General features: G+C 34.1%; 20 protein-coding genes. 16 read left to right on the top strand and 4 right to left on the bottom strand.

The window, feature by feature from the left end:
- Window positions 1-137: 137 nt before the first annotated feature.
- Window positions 138-491 carry a thioesterase family protein gene (locus DOK76_RS10180; RefSeq protein ID WP_206967420.1) on the bottom strand — a complete coding sequence of 118 codons (354 nt, stop codon included), beginning with the start codon at window positions 489-491 and terminating at the stop codon, window positions 138-140.
- 166 nt (window positions 492-657) lie between these two features.
- Here DOK76_RS10180 and DOK76_RS10185 point away from each other — a divergent pair, with 166 nt between their 5' ends.
- Both DOK76_RS10185 and DOK76_RS10190 read left to right on the top strand, forming a co-directional pair.
- Complete coding sequence (locus tag DOK76_RS10185; protein WP_206967423.1) at window positions 658-1,797, top strand: trans-sulfuration enzyme family protein; 1,140 nt, start codon at window positions 658-660, stop codon at window positions 1,795-1,797.
- Between the two features lie 91 nt (window positions 1,798-1,888).
- Window positions 1,889-3,391, top strand: coding sequence for an AcpB/EbpR/MafR family transcriptional regulator (locus tag DOK76_RS10190; protein ID WP_206967425.1), 1,503 nt, complete (start codon window positions 1,889-1,891; stop codon window positions 3,389-3,391).
- 43 nt (window positions 3,392-3,434) lie between these two features.
- Here DOK76_RS10190 and DOK76_RS10195 read toward each other — a convergent pair whose 3' ends face one another.
- The gene (locus tag DOK76_RS10195; protein WP_206967426.1) at window positions 3,435-3,794 is read right to left on the bottom strand and encodes a hypothetical protein; all 360 of its coding nucleotides are present in this window, start codon (window positions 3,792-3,794) and stop codon (window positions 3,435-3,437) included.
- Window positions 3,795-3,880: 86 nt separating this feature from the next.
- Between DOK76_RS10195 and DOK76_RS10200 the strand changes: the two genes are divergently transcribed.
- The 10 genes from DOK76_RS10200 (at window position 3,881) to DOK76_RS10245 (ending at window position 16,751) form a co-directional block, all read left to right on the top strand.
- Window positions 3,881-4,558, top strand: a complete 678-nt coding sequence (locus DOK76_RS10200) for a response regulator transcription factor (RefSeq protein WP_206967428.1) — start codon at window positions 3,881-3,883, stop codon at window positions 4,556-4,558.
- Window positions 4,555-6,027 carry a sensor histidine kinase gene (locus DOK76_RS10205; protein WP_206967430.1) on the top strand — a complete coding sequence of 491 codons (1,473 nt, stop codon included), beginning with the start codon at window positions 4,555-4,557 and terminating at the stop codon, window positions 6,025-6,027. Before DOK76_RS10200 ends, DOK76_RS10205 begins: the two co-directional genes overlap by 4 nt.
- Window positions 6,028-6,188: 161 nt before the next feature.
- On the top strand, window positions 6,189-8,024 hold the full coding sequence (gene asnB, locus DOK76_RS10210) for an asparagine synthase (glutamine-hydrolyzing) (protein ID WP_206967433.1): 1,836 nt from the start codon (window positions 6,189-6,191) through the stop codon (window positions 8,022-8,024).
- Window positions 8,025-8,045: 21 nt separating this feature from the next.
- Window positions 8,046-9,299: a carboxylate--amine ligase gene (locus DOK76_RS10215; protein WP_206967435.1), complete on the top strand. Its 1,254-nt coding sequence runs from the start codon at window positions 8,046-8,048 to the stop codon at window positions 9,297-9,299.
- Window positions 9,300-9,302: 3 nt separating this feature from the next.
- Window positions 9,303-10,022 (top strand): aspartate/glutamate racemase family protein, encoded by a 720-nt coding sequence (locus DOK76_RS10220; protein ID WP_242542285.1) that lies wholly within the window; start codon window positions 9,303-9,305, stop codon window positions 10,020-10,022.
- An 81-nt stretch (window positions 10,023-10,103) separates the two neighbouring features.
- Window positions 10,104-11,087 (top strand): choloylglycine hydrolase family protein, encoded by a 984-nt coding sequence (locus DOK76_RS10225; protein ID WP_206967437.1) that lies wholly within the window; start codon window positions 10,104-10,106, stop codon window positions 11,085-11,087.
- 76 nt (window positions 11,088-11,163) lie between these two features.
- Entirely contained in the window at window positions 11,164-13,104 is a 1,941-nt protein-coding gene (locus DOK76_RS10230; protein ID WP_206967439.1) for an alpha/beta hydrolase family protein, read from the top strand.
- A 136-nt stretch (window positions 13,105-13,240) separates the two neighbouring features.
- Window positions 13,241-15,046, top strand: coding sequence for an LTA synthase family protein (locus DOK76_RS10235; protein ID WP_206967441.1), 1,806 nt, complete (start codon window positions 13,241-13,243; stop codon window positions 15,044-15,046).
- A gap of 111 nt (window positions 15,047-15,157) precedes the next feature.
- Complete coding sequence (locus DOK76_RS10240; RefSeq protein WP_206967443.1) at window positions 15,158-16,138, top strand: biotin--[acetyl-CoA-carboxylase] ligase; 981 nt, start codon at window positions 15,158-15,160, stop codon at window positions 16,136-16,138.
- A gap of 76 nt (window positions 16,139-16,214) precedes the next feature.
- On the top strand, window positions 16,215-16,751 hold the full coding sequence (locus DOK76_RS10245; RefSeq protein WP_206967445.1) for a biotin transporter BioY: 537 nt from the start codon (window positions 16,215-16,217) through the stop codon (window positions 16,749-16,751).
- Window positions 16,752-16,780: 29 nt separating this feature from the next.
- Here DOK76_RS10245 and DOK76_RS10250 read toward each other — a convergent pair whose 3' ends face one another.
- Entirely contained in the window at window positions 16,781-17,437 is a 657-nt protein-coding gene (locus tag DOK76_RS10250) for a carbonic anhydrase family protein (RefSeq protein ID WP_206967447.1), read from the bottom strand.
- Window positions 17,438-17,652: 215 nt separating this feature from the next.
- Between DOK76_RS10250 and DOK76_RS10255 the strand changes: the two genes are divergently transcribed.
- The 4 genes from DOK76_RS10255 (at window position 17,653) to DOK76_RS10270 (ending at window position 22,466) form a co-directional block, all read left to right on the top strand.
- Window positions 17,653-18,639, top strand: coding sequence for an aldose epimerase family protein (locus DOK76_RS10255; protein WP_206967449.1), 987 nt, complete (start codon window positions 17,653-17,655; stop codon window positions 18,637-18,639).
- A gap of 118 nt (window positions 18,640-18,757) precedes the next feature.
- A complete protein-coding gene (locus DOK76_RS10260) occupies window positions 18,758-19,927 on the top strand; it encodes a galactokinase (RefSeq protein WP_206967451.1) in 1,170 nt (389 codons plus the stop codon).
- Window positions 19,928-19,952: 25 nt separating this feature from the next.
- On the top strand, window positions 19,953-21,446 hold the full coding sequence (gene galT, locus DOK76_RS10265; RefSeq protein ID WP_206967453.1) for a UDP-glucose--hexose-1-phosphate uridylyltransferase: 1,494 nt from the start codon (window positions 19,953-19,955) through the stop codon (window positions 21,444-21,446).
- A 33-nt stretch (window positions 21,447-21,479) separates the two neighbouring features.
- A complete protein-coding gene (locus tag DOK76_RS10270) occupies window positions 21,480-22,466 on the top strand; it encodes a LacI family DNA-binding transcriptional regulator (RefSeq protein WP_206967455.1) in 987 nt (328 codons plus the stop codon).
- Window positions 22,467-22,509: 43 nt separating this feature from the next.
- Here the strand turns inward: DOK76_RS10270 and DOK76_RS10275 are convergent, their stop codons facing one another.
- Entirely contained in the window at window positions 22,510-23,904 is a 1,395-nt protein-coding gene (locus DOK76_RS10275) for a 6-phospho-beta-glucosidase (RefSeq protein WP_206967458.1), read from the bottom strand.
- Window positions 23,905-23,908: the final 4 nt, after the last annotated feature.

A 23,908-nucleotide genomic window follows, 5' to 3' on the forward strand; every position in this document is an offset into this window, starting at 1 on the left:
ATTTCGAAAAGCAACACAATTTGTAGCTTAGATATTAATTTTGAAACATCAAAAAAGGAGTGGATTTCTCCACTCCTTAAAAGTCTAACTTTTAGGGGTCACTACATAATGGGCTTATACCACGGTCTTTTATTTATCTATTTTTTGATGATAAAACGTGAATGTGTTCCTTGACCTACGATGTCATCGTTATGCATAGCTTTAACAGCAAAAGTAATTTTTTTACGATCAATTTCAATGACTTTAGCTGTAATGATAGCTAAATCACCGATAACAATCCCTTTTTCATGACTTACATTCACATGAGTTCCAACAGAAGTTAAATCCTCAGAAATGTTATTTTTGATTAGATGATAACTAGCAGATTCCATCTCAGCAATCATATCAGGTGTTGAAAACACATCAGGTAAGTCAGCTTCAAATTTTGACGCTACATTGTCCTTTGTGACGTATACTTCTTTTGTAAAAGTTTGACCAATTTTAATTTCCAAGTTAATCTCTCCTTATAAATAAAAATGATAACGCTTTTATCATACCGTAAGAAATAAAGACAGACAACAAAATAGCTCTTAGGTTAATTGACAAATTCAATGTTGAGTCATTTCTTTTAGACGTGTATGATAGAACATAAAGAATCTAGTGAAGGGTGTGTCCGAAGTGTTAGATAATACAAAATTAATTCATGGTTATCCTGTTGTGGATCCACACACAGGAGCAGCTTCTATCCCAAAATATCAAACATCAACCTTTAATCAACAAGCTATATTTGAAAGTCAAGAATACAGTTATACCAGGTTTGGTAACCCAACAGTTGCAGCTCTTGAAGAAGGTATTGCAGCCTTAGAAGGTGCTAAGCATGGGTTTGCTTTTTCTTCTGGAATGGCAGCTATCTCAACTGTCTTAATGCTACTTGAGTCAGGTAACCATTTAGTTGTGCCTAAAGAAGTCTATGGCGGTACGTGTCAGTTTGTCAAAGACATTTTACCCAACTATCAAATTACATCTTCTTTTGTGGATTACAGTGACTTGGAAGAAGTGGAAAAGGCGATTACAAAAGATACGAGAGTGTTATACATTGAAACGCCTTCTAATCCCTTATTAAAAGTGGCAGACATTAAGTCTTTAGTGCAACTAGCTAAAAAATATGACGTGTTAACGGTTATGGATAATACCTTTATGACACCTCTGTATCAAAAGCCGCTTGCTCTAGGTGTGGATATTGTCATTGAAAGTGCAACTAAATTTTTAAACGGTCATAGCGATGTGGTGGCTGGTTTAGTAGCATTAAATGATGATCAGTTAGAAAAATCTTTGCGTTTACATCAAAAAGCTTTTGGGGCAATTTTAGGTGTAGAAGACGCTTGGTTAGTCTTAAGAGGTATGAAGACTATGGGAATTCGGATGGAAAAAAGTTGTCAAAATGCACAAATCATTGCGAAATTTTTAGCTGGCCATCCTAAAATACAAAATGTTTATTACCCAGGATTAACAAGTCATCCTTCTTATGAGGTTCATCGAGAACAAGCGACCTCAGGGGGAGCAGTCTTGTCTTTTGATTTGGGAAATGAAGAAAATGTAGCCACTATGACTGAACACTTACAATTACCTATTATTGCCGTTAGTCTAGGTGGTGTGGAATCAATTGTTTCTTACCCAAGAACTATGTCTCATGCCTGTTTAAGTGAAGAGGATCGTTTGGAACAAGGTGTCACTCCAGGTTTATTAAGACTGTCTTGTGGGATTGAAGATAGTGAGGATTTACTAAAAGACATTGAACAAGCCTTATCATTTATCTAATAAGATAAAGCGTATTCTTTTTTATTCTCTTATTCTACGGTTTCAGTGTATAATAGATTAAGGTAATTGGATAGATATGGGGTGAGTCGCAATGGAAAAGGACATTTTAAATTTATTAGATAGTCAAAATCAAATCATGCTAAATATGTTAGACTTGATTGCTGACAGTAATAGATGGTATTCCATCAATGAAATTAGTACAGAATTACTTGTTGTGGAGAGAACCGTACAACGTTACGTTCATCGTTTACAAGAATTAGTAGATAGCTATAATGAAGATCGAAATCACTTAATCACCATTAATTATGAGAAATACAAAGGGATTCAACTAGAAATAGATAGTGGCAGTAACTACATGGAGTTAAAAAGTTATATTTTAGAAAACGATGAAACTATGAAAATTTTTAAACTTATTATTTTTGAAGAGTTTCATTCTATTTCAAAATACGCAGCAGATAACTATGTGAGTGAGAGTTCTATCAGAAAATCCCTTAAAAAGATTAAGCAGTTTTTAAATAATTATCAACTAACTTTATCTCGAAGCCCTTTTAGTATCGAAGGTGAAGAAAAGCAGATTCGTTTGATTATTTATATAACGGCCTGGGTTATTTTTAAAGGAGTTACTTGGCCTTTTGATATCATTAGTGAAGACAAAGTTTATTTGTCAGTAGACCGCTTTTCCGAGGAACTTGATTTAGGGTTTTCAGTGATTCATCGGAAACAAATGGCTTACATGTTGGCAGTGAATATTTTAAGATTAAGAAAAAAACACATTATTTCCATGGAAGAAGAGTGGAAAAAATATGTGAATTTACCCAAATTAATTGAAAAAATTCCAATGTTGAATGCATTTATTTCAGATTACAATATTTATATTGAGTCTGAGCTTTATTTTTACGTGATTTTATTACAACTAAAAACCAAGTTTTATGAGACTGATAATTACCGAGAAAGTGTTTTAGCCTATCATAAAAAAATGTCTTCTAATATTTATCAGAGCACAGAATTATTTTTAGCTAAATTCAACGAAAGAATTAGTCCTATTCCTGATGAGTTATATGGACGTTTCTTTGTTACTAGTTTCTGTGTGCATTTGTTTAGTCAACTATTTACTAATATTCAAGTGGATATTGATGGACATATGATTTTTAGAAGTTTAGAGGATGATTACCCTAACTTAGCTCAAGAATTAAGAGAATTGATTCATGAGCTACACGAAGTAAGTGGTGAATCTTTATTTACAAAGGAAAGTTTCTTGCTCCAAAAATACATGACTTTGTTTTCATCAGTATTACCTTTGACCCATTATGAGGTGGAAATAAAACTATTTTTGGATTCAGATTTACCTTTTTATGTTAAGAATAATGTCAAAAACCAAATTGTGGATCGTTTCAAATATGATTTCAACGTGGGATTTGTTGAAGCTGACAATATGGAAGAGGCAGACTTAGTGCTAACGAACATTCCGAATTTACTGGAAGAAGAGTTGCGTTTTTCTAAGCAAGTCCATCTATTTGATTTTCCATTCACTCACCGAGACTTTATTGAAATTGAGAAAAAAATGAAAGCAATCACACGTGGTTTAACCGTTTAAGAAAAGCGTTAGGAGAGGATCTACCCTTTTCCTAACGCTTTTTTTAGTGATGTCCTCTTTGTTGTCTTTGATGAGAAGCCTGGGATTGATGTTGATTGTGACGTTTTTTCATTTGTTGATGTTGTGGCGTATGTTGTTCCTTGTTAGGAAAAGCTGCTCTTCTCTCAGCTCGAGTTGTGGCATTTTCCTCATAATAAGGACATGACTGGTAATGTTTTGTTCCTTGATTGTTACAAGGAGTAGCAACAAGGGTGTTGTTCGAAGGATTAAAACGACAACCGCTGTAAGTATTACTAGTTGTGTCAGACGAACTTCCTTGAGTAATCGCAAACGCAATAGAGCTTGAGCCAAAGGTCAGTAATAATAAACTTAAAAGACTTGTGATGAACATTTTCTTTTTCATATGAAACCCTCCATATATATTTGTTATAGTAAGTATAAGGGACAATTGTGGCAGAATTATGTCATAACTGATGAGGAGGTAAAAACATGAAGTTATTGCTAATTGAAGATAACAAAGAGTTAAGAGAAACAATGACTCGCTTTCTTAAAAATGAAGGATATAGTGTCTTAGAGAGTGAATCAGGTGAAGAAGGTCTAGCAACTTTTCAAGTGACTCCAGTTGATTTAGTCTTACTTGATATTATGTTGCCAGGAATAGACGGCTTTCAAGTGTGCCAGAGGATTAGAGAACAGTCTATGGTACCACTTATTATGATTACAGCTAAAAGTGAGGATCACGACAAAATATTGGGTTTAGATGTTGGGGCAGATGATTATTTGGTAAAACCTTTTTCTAATAAAGAACTAGCTGCACGAATTCGTGCCATTACAAGACGTTTAGCCATCGAGACAGAATATGAGTACCACGTTGAAGGCTTGTCTTTAGACAGTCGTAGGTATGAGGTGAAGCTAAAAGAGGAGCCGGTTCACTTAACTAAAAAAGAATTTGATTTACTGCATCATTTTATGGAACACCCAAATCAAATTTTTACTCGTGACCATTTATTAGATGTGGTATGGGGCATTGATTATTATGGAGACTTTCGAACAGTTGATAGCCATATTAAGCGCTTAAGAGAAAAACTTCAGACAGAAGAAGCACTTAATTGGCAAATCAAAACGGTTTGGGGGAAGGGCTATCTTTTTGAGGTGAACAACAAATGAAAAAACAAAAAATAGTGACTCGTTTGATACTTACCTATACGTTGATTCTAATTATTTTTGCAGGTGTTTTATTGAGTTTGTTTTTTGTGTTGTTTAAAAATCAAGCCTTAGGTATTCATAAAGAACAAATGAAAGATCAAGGCGATATGATTGCTGAAACACTGATGCTAGAAGGAATCTCTCAACAGGAAGAGGAAACAACTAGAGGCAGTGGTCATGGACGAATGATGGGCAATGGAAATCATGGCTCTAGGGATAATCATTATCTTCAGTTAATCAGTCGTTTGTCCTCAGATGATATTTATGTAGTTAAACCAAGCGGTGAGGCATTTATTTCAAGTCATAAAAATCAGGCAAAGCAATTGCCTAAAGAAGGAGAAGTGATCCTTCAAGAAGTACTTACACAAAAGGACTCGCTTTTTTTAGAAAGGGGTCTAAGAGGCGAGACCTATCATTTAGCTTATGGGGTTCCTCTATACGATGAGAAAAAAAGCATTATTGGTAGTGTTGTTGTTCTTTCAAAGAAAAATACCTTGAGTTTTGTTAAAGAAACCTCGTTTTTGATTTGGAGTACCCTAGTGGCTTTATTAATAACCATTATTGTATCTGTCATTATTGCCAAACGATTTGTTAAACCGATTCATGAGATGGTGACTTTTACAGAGAGGTTGATTCGAGAAGATTACGGTATAGAGTTAAATATACAAACAAAAGATGAATTAGCTAGATTAGGAGATACTCTATCGGTCCTAAGTCAAAGATTAGAAAAGGCAAAAAAAGCCCAACATAATAAAGAAAGTAGTCAAAAACTATTTTTATCTCAAATTTCTCATGAGTTGCGAACGCCAATTATGGTAATAACTAATTCGTTAGAGTCTCTTCAAGATGACTTTTTAAATGAAGAAGAAAAGCAACAATATATCACTCAGTTGCTACTAGAAACCAAACAATTGCAATTACTAGTGAATGATTTACTTGAGTTGAGTCGTCTTCAATCTACTGAGTTCTCTATATCAAAAGAAGAAGTGACTCTGGATTATGTCGTTGAAGATGCTATTAGAAGTTTTCGTTTGCCTCTTTTAGAAAAAGAACAACAGATTATCTTCCAAAGTGACTTTAAAGAAGATGATGTATTCTTAGGGGATTATCAGAGATTAGTTCAACTGGTTAAGGTTTTACTAGATAATGCTATTAAGTATAGCCCCAAAAAAAGTGATATTCATCTTAGTCTACTAAACCAACCAACACATTACCTGCTAGAAATAAGTAATCCTTCTTCAGTACCACTCACAAAAAGAGATGCTGTTCATTTATTTGATGCCTTTGAACGACAAAAAGGGACAACAGAAAAAGGTCATGGATTAGGATTAACGATTGCTAAACAAATTGTGAAAAGACATGAAGGAGAAACTGAGATAAGGGTAACAGAGAAAGGAAATGTCGTTGTACGTTGTTTCTTTAAAAAATAAAATGTCTTTTTAGATTATAAAAAAATCTTAATAAGTAGAAAAGAATGGTTCAAAGTCTTTAATTTGTTGGACTTTTAAAGTATACTTGTAAATTGATACGTTATATGTTTATAGAGCTGATAATAGCTTTTAATTTAAAGACAAGATGGAGGATTTTTAGAATGTGTGGATTTGTAGGATATATTAATCACCCAACTACTGCTGAAGAAACATTAAAAAAAATGACTGATAGAATTGTTCATAGAGGACCAGATGATGAAGGGTTCTACCAAGATGATAATATCGCTATGGGCTTTAGAAGATTATCAATTATCGACTTAAACCATGGTGCACAACCAATGAATAACCAAGATGATACAAAAGTATTAACGTTTAATGGTGAAATTTATAATTACTTAGAATTACGTGAAGAATTAATTGCTTTAGGTTACCACTTTAGAACAGATGTGGATTCTGAAGTCTTAATTCATGGATATGATGCTTGGGGAGAAGGGTTATTAGACCGTATCCGTGGTATGTATGCCTTTGTTATTTATGACAAAACAAATAATGAAGTCTTTGGTGCTCGTGACCATTTCGGGATTAAGCCATTATACTATTACAAAGATGATGAAAACTTTATGTGGGGATCAGAAATTAAATCATTTTTAGATCACCCAGGTTTTGTAAAAGAATTAAATGAAGAGTTACTACCTATTCATTTAAGTTTTGAGTACATTCCAAGTGCTGAAACAATGTTTAAAAATGTTTACAAAGTAAATCCAGGTAACTTCTTCCGTTTTAAAGATGGAAAATTATCTATTAAAGAATATTATCATTTTGAATTCAAAGAAGATAAATCTGTTGATATGGAAACAGCTAAAAAACAAATTGTTGAAACTGTTCAAGAATCTGTTGCGAAACATATGATTGCTGACGTTGAAGTTGGTAGTTTCTTATCAAGTGGGATTGACTCAAGCTACATTTTAAATGAAGCATCTAAAGAACGTGATATCACATCATTCTCTTTAGGATTTGATGATGAAAAAATTAGTGAATTACCATGGGCAGAACAATTTGCGGAAGAAATCAACCAAAAGAATATTCCAATCATGATTGATGATGAAGATTTCTTTAATATTATTCCAAAAGCAATGTATCACATGGATGAGCCTTTATCTAACCCGTCAGCATTACAACTCTACTTCCTTTCAAAAGAAACAAGTAAACACGTTAAAGTAGCATTATCAGGTGAAGGAGCAGATGAGTTCTTTGGTGGTTATAACACTTATTTAGAAGCTGGTTCATTTGAAAAGTACGAGAGATTTACAACAAAACCAATGAGAAAATTATTTGCTCAAACAGCTAAACGCCTACCTCATTTCCACGGACGTCGTTTCTTAATTCGTGGTGCTCAAGATATTAGCGAAAGATATTACCGTGTTAACTATGTCTTTAACCAATCTGAAAGAGATGAGTTATTAAGAGACAACCGTTACAACGGACCATCTTCTGCTTATGTAAAAGATATGTTCAACGAAGCAAAAGGCAAAGATTCGATTACACAAATGCAACATTTTGACATTCATGGTTGGTTAGCTTATGACATTTTACATAAAGCAGACCGTATGAGTATGGCGAACTCTTTAGAAGTTCGTACACCATTAGTAGATAAAGAAGTAGCAGCTATTGCTCAAAAAATGCCTTCAAACACACGTGTGAAAGATGGCGTGACAAAAGTTGCTTGGCGTCAGGCTTCTGAAAGCCAATTACCAGAAAGAATCGTAAACCGTGAAAAATTAGGTTTCCCTTCACCACTTGCAACTTGGTTAAAAGAAGATAAATATCAAGCAATGATTAAAGAATCATTTAATTCAGATATTGCTAAGAAATTCTTTAATACAGACTATTTAAATCGATTATTAGAAGAACAAAAACAAGGAATTGCAAATATGCAAAAAATATTTACAATTTATACCTTCATTGCGTGGTACAAGGTGTTCTTTATTGAGAACTAATTAGAAGAAGGAGAATATGTAATGACAACAACGAAAAAGGACTTTATTCCAGTATTATTAGGTGGCGATTTGAATCTGTATGGAATGGCTCGGTCTTTTTATGAGTTAACTGGAAAACCTGTGAGAACAATAGCGAGTGCAGAGATTGCACCAACTAAGTATTCTAAGATTTTAGACATTGAGTACATTAAAGATTTTGATACTGATCCTATCTTTATTAACAAAATGCGTGAGGTTATCAAAGAATATGAATCTAGTGATGTACCTTTGATTTTAATGGGAATGGGCGATTGGTATACTGAATTAATTTCTCGACATATTGAAGAATTATCAGCTCACTTTATCTGTCCGTACATTGATAAAGAGCTAGAAAAAGAATTGGAAAACAAAGAAAGTTTCTATGCTATTTGTGAGAAATACGATTTGCCTTATCCAAAAACTAAAGTAATCACACGAGCTATGGTTGAAGCTCAAGAAGAGTTACAACCCTTCGATTTTCCAGTTGCTTTAAAAGCTGTTAATAGTGTGACGTGGAATGATTTCACCTCACCTATTAAAGAAAAAGTGTATATCATTGATAACATCACTGAATTCAATCGTGTGATTCATGGTATTTACAAAGATGGCTATGAAGATAGCATGATTCTTCAAGAATTTGTTGTGGGAAATGACAGCCCGATGCGTGTGTTAAATGCTTATGTGGATAAAAATCATGAAGTTAAAATGATGTGTTTAGGAAATGCTGTTTTAGAAGATCCAACGCCTTTAGGGATTGGTAACTATTTAGGGATTATTCCAGATTACAATGAGGAAATCTTTAAACAAGTCAAATTCTTCTTAGAAGACATTAAATACACTGGTTTTGCTAACTTTGACTTGAAATATGATATCAAAGATAATACGTTTAAATACTTTGAAATTAACTTAAGACAAGGAAGAAGTAGTTTCTTCCTAACATTAAATGGTATTAATTTAGCTGAGTGGGTTGTCCGTGATTATGTCTACGATGATTTAAAAGATAAAGAGTTATTTATCGCTGATATTCCTGAGGATAAAGGAAAATTATGGTTGAATGCTCCTGTAGATGTATTTGAAAAATACACACCAGAGTCCCCTGCTAAAGAAGTTGCTAGAAAAATGATTACAGACAAACGTTTTGGTTACACGTTTTATTATGAAGGTGACAAGAGCATGAAACGTTGGGTACTACTTCAACGCATGTTCCGTTACTACCGTAAAGCATTTAAACAATATGGACATCGAGTAGGGAGGTAAGTCATGATGGATAATTTCTTTACCATTATTGGTGGAATGGGAACCATAGCAACAGAGTTATACATAAAACAAATTAATCAAAAAACACCCACAAAAAATGATCAAGATTACTTAGATTATTGTTTGGTTAATTATTCAACGATACCTGATAGAAGTTCTTATTTGATGAATAAGGAAGAGAATGAAAATCCATTACCTTATCTATTGAAAATCATTGAGTCATATGGTGCTTTAGAACCAAAATTCTTTGTTTTAACGTGTAATACAGCTCATTATTTCTTTAATGAACTAGAAAAAGCAAGTCCTGTCCCAATTTTACACATGCCCCGTTTAGCTGTTGAAGAAGCAACAAAACAGTATGAAAAAGGCACAAGAGTGGGTATCATTGGAACAGAAGGAACCATTAAAAATAAAATTTATGACGGCTTTATCTTAGAAGCTGGTTTTGAGTTAATTCATCCCACATTAGAAATTCAACAAATGGTGAGTACACTTATTTTTAATAAAATTAAACAAAATAATGAATTAGATGAAGTTCTATACAATCAAATATTAGCTAAAATGTTTGAAGAACTAAATTGTGAAGTCGTTATTTTAGGATGTACTGAGCTTTCATTAATGGAAGATTTGGCGAATTATCAAAATGAACATGTGATTGATCCACAAAATGTTTTAGCTGAAAAATCAGTTGAACTAGCACTGCGTTACCGTCAAGAGAAGTAGGAAATTTCCTACTTCTTTTTTTGTATCTTCATGTTAATAAGAGTATACTAAAGGGTATAAAAGTGAACAGGAGTGAGGACTATGTGTACAAGTATTGTGTATGAAAATGCAGTTCATGATTTTTTTCTAGCTAGAACAATGGACTTTTCGATTCCTTTAGAAGGCCAACCTATTTATATACCATCAGGCTATTCTTTTTATAAGAAAGAAGAGAGTAAAGGTTTTGAGAGTAGCTATTCGTTTGTAGGTGCAGGCCGTTTGTTTCAAGAGTATACATTTGCTGATGGTATTAATGAAGCAGGGTTAGGTATCGCCTCACTGTATTTTGCTGATGATGCTTACTATGAAGAAAACAGGGCAATAGAAGGATTATCTTTAGCTCCACATGATGTTGTGGCATTTGTTTTAGGAACTTGCCAATCAGTTGAGGACGTTAAGGAAAAGATACGAGGGATTAATATTGTCCCTGAAGATCACTCAGTCATAAATGGGGTACTACCGCTACACTGGATTGTGGCAGATAAAAGTGGCAGTTCAATTGTCATAGAACCAGTGAAAGAGGGGCTAAAAATTTATGATAACCCAGTTGGTGTGATGGCTAATAGTCCAAGATTTCCTTGGCATTTAACCAATTTAAATCAATATGCACACTTATCAAATACGAGTAAACAGACAGGTGTTTACCAAAAGTTTATTGCTAAAGGAAATGGAGCAGGAAGTGGGGCATTAGGCTTACCTGGTGATTACACATCGATTTCTCGTTTTGTTCATCTAGCTTTCATGAATCAATACACAGAAAAAGTCCAATCAACTGAAGCAAGTATTCAGACGATTTCGAGAATGTTGTCAGCTGTTTATATTCCTAAAGGAGTAAAAATTAAAGCAAATGGCGCAATTGATTATACGCAGTTTACAAGTTTTATGGATTTAAGTGGGGCTACTTATTACATCAATTTTTATGAGACCAATCGTTTTAACCAACTAAGTTTGAAAGATTTAGCTAAAAACAAAGAGCCTAAAGTATTTGAAGTGAATCAATCTATGGTTGTTACTAGCCTTGTTTAGAAGATAATCCCTTTTTCCTTTTCTTTTTACCAATACTTAGATACAATGATTAATAACAAAAAAATGAGGTGAAAAAATGGGAAAAATAACAATAGAGTCTTTGTTTGATTTAAAGAGTCTAGCTCAACCGGTACGTGTAGGTGATTTAGTTTTTTATATTGAAAACACAATCAATCAAGAAAAAAATAGATACGAATCAGAAATTGTGTCGTATCATTTAGTGACGAAAGAAAGAACAAGTTGGGGAAATCAGGGATATGCTGTGAACCAATTAGAACTTTCTCCTAACAAAAAATATCTTAGCTTCTTAACTACTAATGAAGATAAGAAACAACAAGTCATGTTAATGCCTGTGACAGGTGGACGCGCCTTTTACTTAACAAATGAAACAAATAGTGTGAGTCACTATAAGTGGGCGGCTAATAGTGCCACAATTTATTTTCAAACAACAGATATTCCAGAATCAGAAAATAAGAGTGATTGGCCGCAACCTCATTCATGGACAAAGCTCGTATATAAAGAAGATGGCTCAGGATTAATCGATGAAGCGACTAAGTATCAATTAAAAAAACAGAGTGTCTACTTAGAAGAAGCGAGCCAACTTATTTTGGAAGAAACAAATGCTTTTGGGTTAAATTATGTTGCACAAGATGAGTCATTTTTATTGTTATCAGAGGATTTAGATAAAGCAGATGAGTGGGTGTATGGCTCAACAGTTTATCATTATGACATTAAAACAAAAGAGAGATACTCCTTAACAAGAGAGATACCTAATGGTAGTTTTTCGTTTGCAGCTATGTATCAAGATAAACGATGTTTATTAGTGGGAAATAATGCTGAACATGGTTTTGTGACTCAAGAGAAGTTGTATGTTTATGACTTTACCGAAGAGACTCTGACTTGTCTAACTCAAGATGAGGATTTAGAAGTAGGGGATGCATTAATCAGCGATTTTCAACAAAAAAATCTAGGTGTGTCTATTCAGTGGCTAGATGACTCTACTTATCTTTTCCCTGTGACGCATCACGGCAAAATTGTTTTATATAAAGGTGATTTATCTGGCAAACTAGTTGAAGTATTTAATCAAGCCTTGCATTTAACAGATGGACAGTTAAGTGGGGCAGATGAGATGATTGTTGTGTATTCAACACCAACACAACCAAGTATCTTGGGAACTCTTCATCTTGATACAGGAAAATTAGAGCCAATATATAATCCAAATCAAGCGGTTTTAGCGAATCTTCAATTAAGTGAGCCTGATATGTTTTGGTTCAAAGGTGTGGATGATTGGCGTATTCAAGGTTGGTATTTACCTCCAGTCGAAGCTAAAAAGAACCACAAAGCTATTTTGTATATTCATGGAGGTCCTCAAGTAGCATACGGAGAAACTTTTTTCCACGAAATGCAAGTACATGCGGCAAATGGTTATGGTGTCATCATGCTGAATCCTCGCGGAGGTCAAGGCTATGGTCAAGATTTTGTGAAAGCAATATTAGGTGATTATGGTAACGAAGATTATCAAGATTTAATGCTAGGACTTGATGATGTCTTAACAGAATACACTGACATTGATAAAAATCAAGTCTATGTAGCAGGAGGTAGTTATGGTGGCTTTATGACTAACTGGATTGTTGGTCACACCAATCGTTTTAAAGCAGCTGTCACTCAACGTTCCATTTCAAATTGGATTAGTTTTTATGGAACTAGTGATGTAGGAGCCTTCTTTGTTAAGTATCAATTACAAAAAGACTTAACAGATGTTAAAGACCTTTGGGACATGTCACCGTTAGCTTATGCAGGACAAGCAACAACGCCATTACTTGTGCTTCATGGTGATGAAGATTTACGTTGTCCAAAAGAACAAGGTGAGCAAATGTTTACAGCCATGAAGAAAAACAAGATTCCAACTAAAATGGTGACTTTCCCAAGTTCGAGCCATGGATTATCCCGAACTGGTTTACCAAACTTACGAGTGGAAAGAATCAAAGAAATTGTTGAGTGGTTTGAAACTTACTAACTATCTAAAAACCGACCATCAAGGAGAAATTATTCTTGATGGTCGGTTTTTTATTTATTCTTATTAAAACGTTAGTTGTTTTTATTGTCATTTTTGCGTATGCTTTTATTTGTATGAATACCTAAGGAGGAGTTTCATGAGATTATTATTATTTTTATTCATTGGAGGAGTTGTAACTGGTTTAGACAGATTGTTATTTAAACCTCAAACAACTAAAGAAACGATTAAACATTTTTTAGTGTACACATTAGGAGTGAACACCTTATCTTTATTTATTATGAGATTTATGTTGAATAAACCATATGTTTTAAGTTTAGCCAATTATAAGACGATGTTTGTTGCAAAATATCTTTTGTTTGCATTATTAATAGGAGTCATTGTTTTATTTTTAAAAGGATTGGTTACTCAAAGTATCACGATTCAAAAGAACACAGAGCCATTAACGTTAACTAAAAAAATAATCATTGGTGTATCTGTTTGTTTAGGTATAATTGGTGCTTTTTTATGGATTGGTACCGTGTGGTTTATTGATTATTTTGGTAAACTAACGCCGGAACAATTTATTTTCAATTTTAAATCACCGATTACAGGAACAGCATCTGGTGTAACTGATGCAGTGATTAATGGTCCAGTCTTGTTGTTAGTAACAGTAAGTTTCTTTTTTGTATTAGGAATGGTCGTTAAATTTACATTTTCTTGGAAGAAACAAGTCAAGTTCACTGATAAAGCAATCAAAAGAACAGGTGTTGTATTAGGGATTGGTATGTTTCTTTTTGGTGTAACTTATAGCATTAAAGAACTGCAATTAAAAGCTGTTTATCATGCTTATTTTGATGATTCAAGTTACATCAAGGATAATTATCATTCGCCAACTGACACCAAATTAACTTTCCCGAAAGAAAAAAGAAATCTGGTTCATATCTATTTAGAATCTTATGAAAATTCTTATTTTGATACAACAAATGGTGGCTACATGGAGAAAAACCTAATGCCTGATCTTCAGAAATTATATGATGAAGGCATTTCTTTTTCTGACAACGATAAAATGGGTGGACCAGAGCAAACTTATGGATCTAGTTGGTCCGTAGCATCTATGGTTAATATGAGTATGGGCTTACCTCTAAAAGTACCTATGAATGGTAACTCCTATGGAAAATCAGGTTATTTTTTACCTGGAGCAGTAAGTATAGGAGATGTGTTGCATGATGAGGGGTACAATCAAACGATTATGTTTGGGGCAGATGCTGATTTTGGTGGGTTAACAGCCTTTTTCACTAATCATAAGGATTTTAATATTTATGATTGGAAACATGCGAAAAAAATCGGTAAGATTCCAGATGACTACAAAGTTTGGTGGGGATTTGAAGATAAAAAACTTTATCAATACGCTCAAGAAGAGTTATTAAGACTTGCAGCCGAAGATAAACCATTTAATTTTACAATGGAAAATGCAGATACTCATTTCCCAGATGGTTATATTGAAGAAGGCACACCAACACCTTTTGACAAACAATATTCTAATGTTATTTTTCATTCGCAAAAACAAGTTTATGATTTCGTTAAATGGATCGAAGCACAAGATTTCTATGATCAAACAACTATTGTTTTAACCGGTGATCATTTAAGTATGGACAAACATTACTTTGCTGGTTTTGATCCTAAGTATCACCGAACAACCACTAATTTAATTATTAATGGTGAGTTTGAAAATGATAAGATTGAAACGAAAAATAGAGAATTTGCACCATTTGATATGTACCCAACTATTTTATCCAGTATGGGTGTCAAAATAGAGGGACATAAATTAGGGTTAGGGACAGACTTGTCTTCAAATGAAAAAACACTAATTGAAAGAGATTCATTAAAAGTTGTTAATGAAGAACTTTCTAAAAACAGTCAATTCTACAACAATGAATTCGTATCTGAACGTAAAAAGAAATAAAGAATCCGGTAAGTATTGAAAGATGCTTACCGGTTTTTATGTTCCATAGTTTTTGTCTATTTTCCTGTGCTATAATAAAGAAAATTTAGAGAAGCAAAAGGTGGTTTTTTTTTGACAACAAAAGAGAAAGTTTTATCTTTTTTAGAGCAAAATAGAGGACAACATATATCTGGAGCTAAAATAGCAGAGGCTCTAGAGGTCTCACGAAATACTGTTTGGAAAAGTATCAAGCAGTTAGAAAAAGAAGGCTATGACATAGAAGCAATAACCAATAAAGGGTACTCCTTATCTGAATCAAGTAATCAAATGTCTGAAGTTGGTATCAGAGAGTGTTTAAGTGAATCTAGAAAGAAAGCTTCTATCTATTACTATGACTTGATTGATTCGACTAACAAAAGAGCAAAAGAATTAGCCATTGAAGGGGCTTCTCACGGAACTTTAGTAATTGCTAATGAGCAGTCAGCAGGAATTGGTCGCTATGGAAGACATTTTGAATCACCTAAAGACACTGGAATCTACATGAGTGTCATTTTAAAACCTGATGAGTTCACTTATAGTCACCCAACACTCATAACTTCTTATACAGCTGTTGTTGTAGCGAATGTGGTAAAAGAGTTAACAGGTAAAGAATTAGGTATTAAATGGGTCAATGACTTATTTTATGAAGGCAAAAAAGTCTGTGGTATTCTAACGGAAGCCATGACTGATTTTGAGAGTGGTGCCATGGCTTGGATGGTTTTAGGGATTGGTTTAAATGTGTCTACTGAAGAATCAACATTTTCGCCAGATGTGCAACAAAAAGCTGGGCGAGTTTTAAGTGATGAGGATATGTTAGTCAGTCGCAATCAATTAGTTGCAAGTATTTATGATACTCTTTTAAGCCTACATAAAGAATTAGATGAAGTCAGTATGATGGCTTCTTACAAAGAAAAATCAATGGTGATGAACAAAAAAGTCCTCATTCATCAAGGTAAAAATGAATTTTATGCGACTGTCAGAGACATCGATCAGTCAGGGCAATTGATAATCGAAACAACTGAAGGGAACCTTCAAACCTTTAATTCAGGTGAAATCAGAGTGGTTGTCAACTGATTGTCATCTATATATGAAAATAAGTTGACAATAAACTTCTTTCTTTTTATAATATGACAAAGAAAGGAGTTTTTTGATGAATCAATTTACCGTAAAACAAATTACTAGAATAGGGCTTTTTACAGCTTTAACTATAGTACTATCACAATTAAGTATACCAATGCCTTATGGGGTGCCCATGACCCTTCAAACATTTATTATCCCATTAGTTGCGTTATTACTGGGGAAAAAAGAGGGAACACTTGTGGCGACAATCTATATTTTATTAGGTTTAGTTGGTTTCCCTGTTTTTGCTGGTTTTTCTGGAGGAGCTAGTATTTTCTTTGGACCTACTGGTGGTTTCATTTTCTCATTTCCTTTGATGGCTTACTGTTCCGGTGTGGCTAAGGAAAAAAGTAGTAGTGTCCAAGTGATTACCTGGTTATTATTAGGTTCTATTGTTAATTATGTAGTAGGAATGTTTTACTTTTCATTTGTTACGTCAAGCTCATTAGTTGTTGCTTTTACAGCTTGTGTGCTACCGTTTATCCCAACAGCCATTATTAAAATATTACTAGTCTTTTTATTAGGAAAAAAATTACATCCGATTGTAGACAAACGAATAAGAGTATAGAAAAAGAGCGACCTCTCAGTCGCTCTTTTTTATTTGAATGTTTTGTTTAATACTTGTCTGCCATTTAAATCTTGAACTTCTCGGTAGTTATCTTTATGGAATAAACGTAAGTGAGAAAGTTGTCTTTCAGATAATGTCATTGGTGTCATTAAAACGTACCACTCTACATTTTCAGTTAATGGGGGAGTTGTTAATGAGCCTAAGTAATGATAGTAGTCAAGATTTTTAGGAACTAGATGAAGCAAGTTGATTTTATTGTCAAAATTTGTTTGGTTGACATGATTTAATAAGTCGTCAATTGTATCGTTTTCTTCGCCAACTTCAAACATCACTGCAATCACGGCTATTTTACCATTATCTGATTGATGGACTAAGTGAAGTTCTAAAGGAAATTGCTTACCATCAATGGTGTGTTCACCATGCGAATGAAAATGAAATTGTTGAAACGTAAACTTACGACTGTTAAGTGAAGCTACACCTTTCAAATAACCTTGTAAGCAGTAGCCCGTACTAACCATAGTATCGATTTTTTTTCGATACCTTAAAACTAATTCTCCATCGTCATTCATAGGTTTAGTATCACTATGGACAATGTTGATAGGAGATTGAAATTGATGATTTGGACATGTCCAAGATGCTTTGTCATCGTAATGCCAATCCACTGAATTCTTTGGTACTCTATTCATATTGAAATCTCCTTAAGTATCTATAGGTTGATTAAATTTTACTAGACTTTAGTATCTGGGACAAATGTTTTGATCTAAAATTTTAAAAAAATATTTCCTTTAGAATATTTTTTACTAAAAAATTTACTTAAAATTATTGAATACATATTTGTGTCTGTGCTATGCTTATGTCAGGAAAACGGATTCATTTTTGTTAGAAAGGCTGTGTTAGCAAGATGTTCAAAACGTATCAGTTAAAGACAGAAGCGCTTCAAATGATTGTCACCAATGCTGGAGCGTCAGTAGTTAGTTTAAAGGTTAAAGATAATAAGGACAATTGGCAAGATGTTGTTTTAGGGTATGAAGAAGTGGATACTTATGTCACAACTAACGATGCTTGTTTTGGTTCTGTTGTGGGTCGTCATGCGAATCGAATTAAATCAGGCCTCTTTGAATTAAATCAAAAGACCTATCAATTAGAGAAAAATAATGGAGGCAATAACCTACACAGTGGTTCTAAGGGGTTTCACCTAAGAGAGTGGCAGGTAGAGTCTGTCTCAGATAAAGCCATTACTTTCTTGATGATTAGTCCAGATGGAGATCAGGGATTTCCAGGAAACATGGAGATGAGAGTCACTTATGAACTTGAAGGTAATCAAGTAACAATCAATTACATTGGCTTATCAGATCAAACAACAGTATTTAATCCAACAAACCACAGCTACTTTAATTTAAGTGGTCACCAAGATGGCAACGTCTTGGATCATTTACTACAGTTACCTTGTCGCTATTTTATGCCAATTGGTGAAGATTCTGTTCCAACTGGAGAGAGAAGGAGTGTTTCAGGGACACCAATGGATTATCTTACTCCTAAGCCAATCGAAACACAATTTGATTTATCTAATGAACAACTTAGATTAGGCAATGGATTAGATCATCATTTTGTTCTTGCTCATGAAGAAAAAGCGATGGTATTAAGTTCGCCTAGAACTGGAATTACGCTAGAAGTCACAACTAATATGCCTGGTGTTCAAATTTATACAGCCAATTTTGTTAAAGACGTTAAGGGAAAAGAGGGCATTGTTTATCAAGAGCGCTCAGGTATTTGTTTAGAGACGCAACATTGTCCTAATAGTATCAATTTACCAGAAGAAAAATCACCTATTTTAGAGCCGAATCAAGAAATAAGCTACCAGACAAAGTGGCAGTTTACAACTAACTAAATGAAAAAGGAAAGCTTAACTGTCATTTTTAGACAATTAAGCTTTTTTGTATTGAAAAAATAAGATAAAAGTTTTATAATTAATTTACTAAATATTTACTAAGGAGTGTAAAAAGAAAATGACAATTATCGACACATTAGAAAAGAAATTTGAAACCGTATTCAACAAACAGAGTGAAGGTAACTATTTTTCACCAGGTAGAATCAACTTAATAGGGGAGCATACTGACTACAATGGTGGTAATGTGTTTCCTGCTTCTATCACAATTGGTACTTACGGTTTAGTTGCGAAGCGTGATGATCAAATATTTAGATTCTACTCTGATAATTTTCCTGAGAAGGGAATTATTTCGATTGATTTAAATGAACTTGACTATGATAAAGAAGATGATTGGACGAATTATCCTAAAGGCGTGATTAAGTTCTTAAAAGAATCAGGTCATGTGATTGAACAAGGATTAGATGTTTTCTTTTATGGAACGATTCCAAATGGAGCTGGCTTGTCCTCTTCTGCGTCGATTGAATTATTAATGGGATTGATTTTAACGGATGAATTTCATTTAGATGTTGCCATGCTTGATTTAGTGAAGCTTGGTAAAAAAGTGGAAAATGACTACATTGGTGTGAACTCAGGAATCATGGATCAATTTGCTATTGGTATGGGAAAAAAAGATCAAGCTATTTTATTAAATACGAATACATTAGAGTATGAATTAGTACCAGCTAACTTTTTAAACAATGTAATTGTGATTATGAATACCAACAAACGCCGTGAATTAGCTGATTCAAAATACAATGAACGTCGCGGTGAGTGTGAAGAAGCTTTACGGCGCTTACAAACAGAATTAGCCATTAAAGAGTTATGTGAATTAGATGTAGCAACTTTTGAAGCTCATCAAGAGTTAATTGCTGATCCAGTTCTAATCAAACGAGCTAAACATGCTATTTCTGAAAATGAACGAACACTCCTTGCTAAGCAAGCTTTAGTTGCAGGTGATTTAGAAGAATTTGGTTTACTACTTAATGCTTCTCATAACTCTCTAAAAGAGGATTATGAGGTAACAGGTATTGAGCTTGATACATTAGTTAAAGCGGCTCAAGAAGTCGAAGGTGTGTTAGGTGCTAGAATGACTGGTGCTGGTTTTGGCGGTTGTGGGATTGCTTTAGTACCAAAAGCGATTGTTGAAACGTTTAAAGAAAAAGTCAACGAAGTCTATGAAAAAGAAATTGGTTACTCAGCAGATTTTTATGAAGCGAGTATTGATAATGGAACAAGAAAATTAAGTTAAGTCTGTTAATAAGGGAGTCGTAAACATGAACCGTGAAACTGTCATTAGTGAATTTGTCACTTTTCTGATAGAAGAGGGAAACTGGGAAACATCAGATAGAATCTATTTAACCAATCGTTTGTTATTCTTAATTGGTGAAGCTGACTTTTTAGAAGAAAACGTATCAGAACATAAAACGGATTGTTCTCCAGTAGAATTAGTCGATGAATTAGTTAAAATAGGCCAAGAGAATAAACGTATTGATGAATCAGAATATGAAGTTGAAGCCTTAAGAGGTCAGTTAATGGACTTAGTCACACCGAGTCCTAGCCAAGTTAATCAAAGATTCAATGAACTTTATGAAGTAGATAAAGAAGAAGCCACACGTTACTTTTTTGAGTTGAGTCAAAAAAATGATTACATTAAAACAAGAGAAATTGCCAGAAATATTGAATTTCCTGTTGAAACAGAATTTGGGAATTTAGATATTACGATCAATTTGTCAAAACCAGAAAAAGACCCAAAACAAATAGCCTCTTCTTTAACAAAACAACAGAGTGATTACCCAAAATGTATGTTATGTCTAGAGAATGAAGGGTATGCAGGTCGCTCAGGCTATCCAAATCGATTTAATCATCGTGTCATCAGAACACAAATCGATGGCAATGAGTGGGGCTTCCAATATTCACCTTATGCTTATTATAATGAGCATAGTATCATTTTCTCAAAGAAACATGAGCCAATGGTGATTAATCGTCAAACTTTCCAATCTTTATTAGGTATTATTGATTGGCTACCTCATTATTTTGTTGGATCGAATGCAGATATTCCAATAGTGGGAGGCTCAATTTTATCTCATAATCATTATCAAGCAGGTCGTTTTACTTTTCCTCTAGAAAAATCAGAGATGCGTGAAACCTTTACGCTACCTGACTTTTCTTCCGTAGAAGCTGGAATTGTTAATTGGCCTATGTCTGTGATTCGTTTGAGAAGTGAGAACAAGGAAGAATTGATCGAAGTAGCTGATTTTATTTTATCTAAGTGGAGAAGTTACTCTGATGAAGACTTGTCCATTGTAGCGAAAACGTCTGATGGAGTGAATCATCATACCATCACACCAATTGCGAGAAAAAGAGCAGGTAAATTTGAATTTGATCTTGTTTTGAGAGATAATAATACGTCAGAAGAATTTCCAGATGGTATTTTCCATCCTCATCAAAATCTACATCATATTAAGAAAGAAAACATTGGCTTGATTGAAGTCATGGGACTAGCTATTCTCCCTCCAAGATTAAACCGTGAGATGATAGAAGTGAAGAGATTCTTACTAGATGAAGCTCATGAGATGGCAGAGTATCATGAAACGTGGGCAACAAGGATTAAAGAAACTCAGCAAATTTCTAGAGAAACCGTAGATGCCATTGTAAATAAGGAAATTGGACTAGTATTTTTACAAGTGTTAAAAGATGCTGGTGTGTATAAATTAGATGAACAAGGATTAGAAGGCTTTAAGCGATTCATCGCTTATTTAAAGTTTTAAGTGAGCAGTAAGTTAGATGTAAGGAGTGTCTGAATGGCAACAATTAAAGATATAGCAGATAAAGTAGGTGTTTCTTCAGCAGCAGTTTCAAGAGTTTTAAATCAAGATAAGAGTCTCTCGATTAATGAGGAGACGAGACAAAGAATTTTTGATACGGCTGAAGAAATGAATTACACAAAACATCATAAAAAAAGAGTGTCACAACAAAAGACGTTTAAGTTGATTCAGTGGCATAATGAACAAGAAGAATTAGAAGATTTATATTACTTAGCCATTCGATTAGGAATTGAAAAGCGAGCTGAAGAGCTAGGGATTATCCTGATAAAAGAAGAACTAGGTGAGTCTTCATCAGAAGAGATAGATGGGGTTATTGCTTTAGGTAAGTTTGATGAAACTGAAATTGAGCAATTGGGAACGATGTCTCCTTCTTTATTATTTGTTGATTATGATGCGAGTTTATTTGGTTATTCTTCGATTGTCGTTGATTTTAGACAAGCAATGAAGCAAGTTGCTATGTTGTTTTTAGAAGAAAATTATGACTCTATAGGTATCATGTCTGGGATTGAATACACGAAGAGTTTAGAAAAGCAAATTTTAGATCAACGCTTAGAGTATCTCACTTATGAATTAGCTACTTTAGCAGATAAAAGAATGACTTGCCAATTAGAGTCTCCTTTTACTGTTGATGATAGTTACCAAGTAATGAGTACTTACTTAGAACGTACTCAACCTGAAGAAAGGCCAAGTGTCTTCTTTGCGTCAAATGATGCCATTGCTGTAGGAGCTATGCGTGCTATTGTCGAAGCAGGGATTCGAATTCCTCAAGAGATGGCTATTGTTGGGTTCAATGATGTAAGTGTGGCTAAATATGTTATGCCACCACTGACAACTGTTAAGGTGTACACAGAGCAAATGGGTCGATTAGCTGTAGACACATTGAATACCTTATTAGAAGATAAGCCTGACGTTCCGATAAAAATTGAAGTAGCCACGACTTTAGAAAAAAGAAAATCACATTAAAAATAAAAAGTTGTGACAGAAACTATTTCTGCCACAACTTTTTTTAATTTGATGCCATTAATTCTGCTACATATTGAACTGTTTCTGGTTGTGTCGCTTCAATATGAGCAATGCTTTCTTTAAATTGTGGTAAATGATCTTTATGGGCAATTAATAACTCATCAAGAATCGTTTTAGCCATTGTTCCAGCAGGGATTAACGGGTTAACAGTGAAGGCATGTAACGCAGCGCCATAACTTCCAGTAATAGCTGCTTTGATAACTGTTTCTTCCATACCTTTCATATTTTGAATAATACCACGAGCTCCTGGTGGGAAGCTGCCCCAGTTGTATGGTTCATGACCATGAGAAGTCACAGGTCCGGATACTTCAACGATACAATCATATGGTAGATCTGTAATAGTACCATTATTTTGAGTTGAAACAACCATATCAGTTCGTTTGTCATTATAGATAGAAGCGATTAGTTCACAGGCTGCATCACTGTAATGAGTTCCCCCACGTTGTTCAAGCTCTTTAGGTTTGTAGTCTAATTGAGGATCTTTGTATAGCTCGAATAATTTAGCCTCTGTGCCTTTAACAACTTGGGCACGAGTTTCTCCACGCTTGAATTCTTCAATCGAATGTTTTAACATCTCATCTTCGATATAGTAGTAACGGTGATAACCACAAGGAAGCATACCTAAATCTTTTAGTTGTTCATAATGGAAAGGTGCGTCCCAAATATTTTTTAAGTGACTTTCTTGGTCGTTTTGTGGTCCGTAAATTAAGTCGATTAATTCATCAGTACGTTCATTACCCTCTTTATCCCAAACACGATGCCAGTGGAAGTGGTTAATTCCAGCAAATTTGAAGAATAAATCTTCTTCAGGAATACCTAATTTTTCAGCTGCTTGTTTTCTATGTCCGATTGGCACATTACATAAACCTGCTGTTTTTTTCCAACCACCATGTTTAATAGCAGCTTCTGTTACCATACCGGCAGGGTTTGTAAAGTTAACTAACCAAGCATCTGGACATAGTTTTTTCATGTCTTCAATAATATCTAGAATAACGGGAATGGTTCTTAAGGCTTTAAAAATACCGCCAGCTCCGTTTGTTTCTTGTCCTAAAACACCATGTGATAAAGGAATTCGCTCATCTTTAATACGAGCGTCTAAAAGACCAACTCTAAATTGTGTTGAGACAAAATCAGCGTCTTTAAGAGCTTCGCGACGATCAAGTGTTAAGTGAACTGTCCAATCAAGACCAGCCGCTTTTACCATACGTTTAGCCATTTCCCCAACAATGTTTAATTTTTCTTTACCTGCTTCAATATCAACTAACCAAATTTCTTTAATAGGTAGTTCATCTTTACGTTTAATATAACCTTCAATTAATTCTGGTGTATAACTAGAACCTCCACCAATAGTGACGATTTTTAATGCTTCTCTACTCATGTTA

Source organism: Candidatus Vagococcus giribetii (genome assembly GCF_017316185.1).
Lineage (GTDB): Bacteria > Bacillota > Bacilli > Lactobacillales > Vagococcaceae > Vagococcus > Vagococcus giribetii.

What these genes read in the sequence shown, in the direction of transcription:
- DOK76_RS10190 (WP_206967425.1), top strand. Translation starts at nt 1,889, where the DNA reads ATGGAAAAGGACATTTTAAATTTATTAGATAGTCAAAATCAAATCATG.
- DOK76_RS10195 (WP_206967426.1), bottom strand. Translation starts at nt 3,794, where the DNA reads ATGAAAAAGAAAATGTTCATCACAAGTCTTTTAAGTTTATTATTACTG.
- DOK76_RS10200 (WP_206967428.1), top strand. Translation starts at nt 3,881, where the DNA reads ATGAAGTTATTGCTAATTGAAGATAACAAAGAGTTAAGAGAAACAATG.
- DOK76_RS10205 (WP_206967430.1), top strand. Translation starts at nt 4,555, where the DNA reads ATGAAAAAACAAAAAATAGTGACTCGTTTGATACTTACCTATACGTTG.
- asnB (WP_206967433.1), top strand. Translation starts at nt 6,189, where the DNA reads ATGTGTGGATTTGTAGGATATATTAATCACCCAACTACTGCTGAAGAA.
- DOK76_RS10215 (WP_206967435.1), top strand. Translation starts at nt 8,046, where the DNA reads ATGACAACAACGAAAAAGGACTTTATTCCAGTATTATTAGGTGGCGAT.
- DOK76_RS10220 (WP_242542285.1), top strand. Translation starts at nt 9,303, where the DNA reads ATGATGGATAATTTCTTTACCATTATTGGTGGAATGGGAACCATAGCA.
- DOK76_RS10225 (WP_206967437.1), top strand. Translation starts at nt 10,104, where the DNA reads ATGTGTACAAGTATTGTGTATGAAAATGCAGTTCATGATTTTTTTCTA.
- DOK76_RS10230 (WP_206967439.1), top strand. Translation starts at nt 11,164, where the DNA reads ATGGGAAAAATAACAATAGAGTCTTTGTTTGATTTAAAGAGTCTAGCT.
- DOK76_RS10235 (WP_206967441.1), top strand. Translation starts at nt 13,241, where the DNA reads ATGAGATTATTATTATTTTTATTCATTGGAGGAGTTGTAACTGGTTTA.
- DOK76_RS10245 (WP_206967445.1), top strand. Translation starts at nt 16,215, where the DNA reads ATGAATCAATTTACCGTAAAACAAATTACTAGAATAGGGCTTTTTACA.
- DOK76_RS10250 (WP_206967447.1), bottom strand. Translation starts at nt 17,437, where the DNA reads ATGAATAGAGTACCAAAGAATTCAGTGGATTGGCATTACGATGACAAA.
- DOK76_RS10255 (WP_206967449.1), top strand. Translation starts at nt 17,653, where the DNA reads ATGTTCAAAACGTATCAGTTAAAGACAGAAGCGCTTCAAATGATTGTC.
- DOK76_RS10260 (WP_206967451.1), top strand. Translation starts at nt 18,758, where the DNA reads ATGACAATTATCGACACATTAGAAAAGAAATTTGAAACCGTATTCAAC.
- galT (WP_206967453.1), top strand. Translation starts at nt 19,953, where the DNA reads ATGAACCGTGAAACTGTCATTAGTGAATTTGTCACTTTTCTGATAGAA.
- DOK76_RS10270 (WP_206967455.1), top strand. Translation starts at nt 21,480, where the DNA reads ATGGCAACAATTAAAGATATAGCAGATAAAGTAGGTGTTTCTTCAGCA.
- DOK76_RS10275 (WP_206967458.1), bottom strand. Translation starts at nt 23,904, where the DNA reads ATGAGTAGAGAAGCATTAAAAATCGTCACTATTGGTGGAGGTTCTAGT.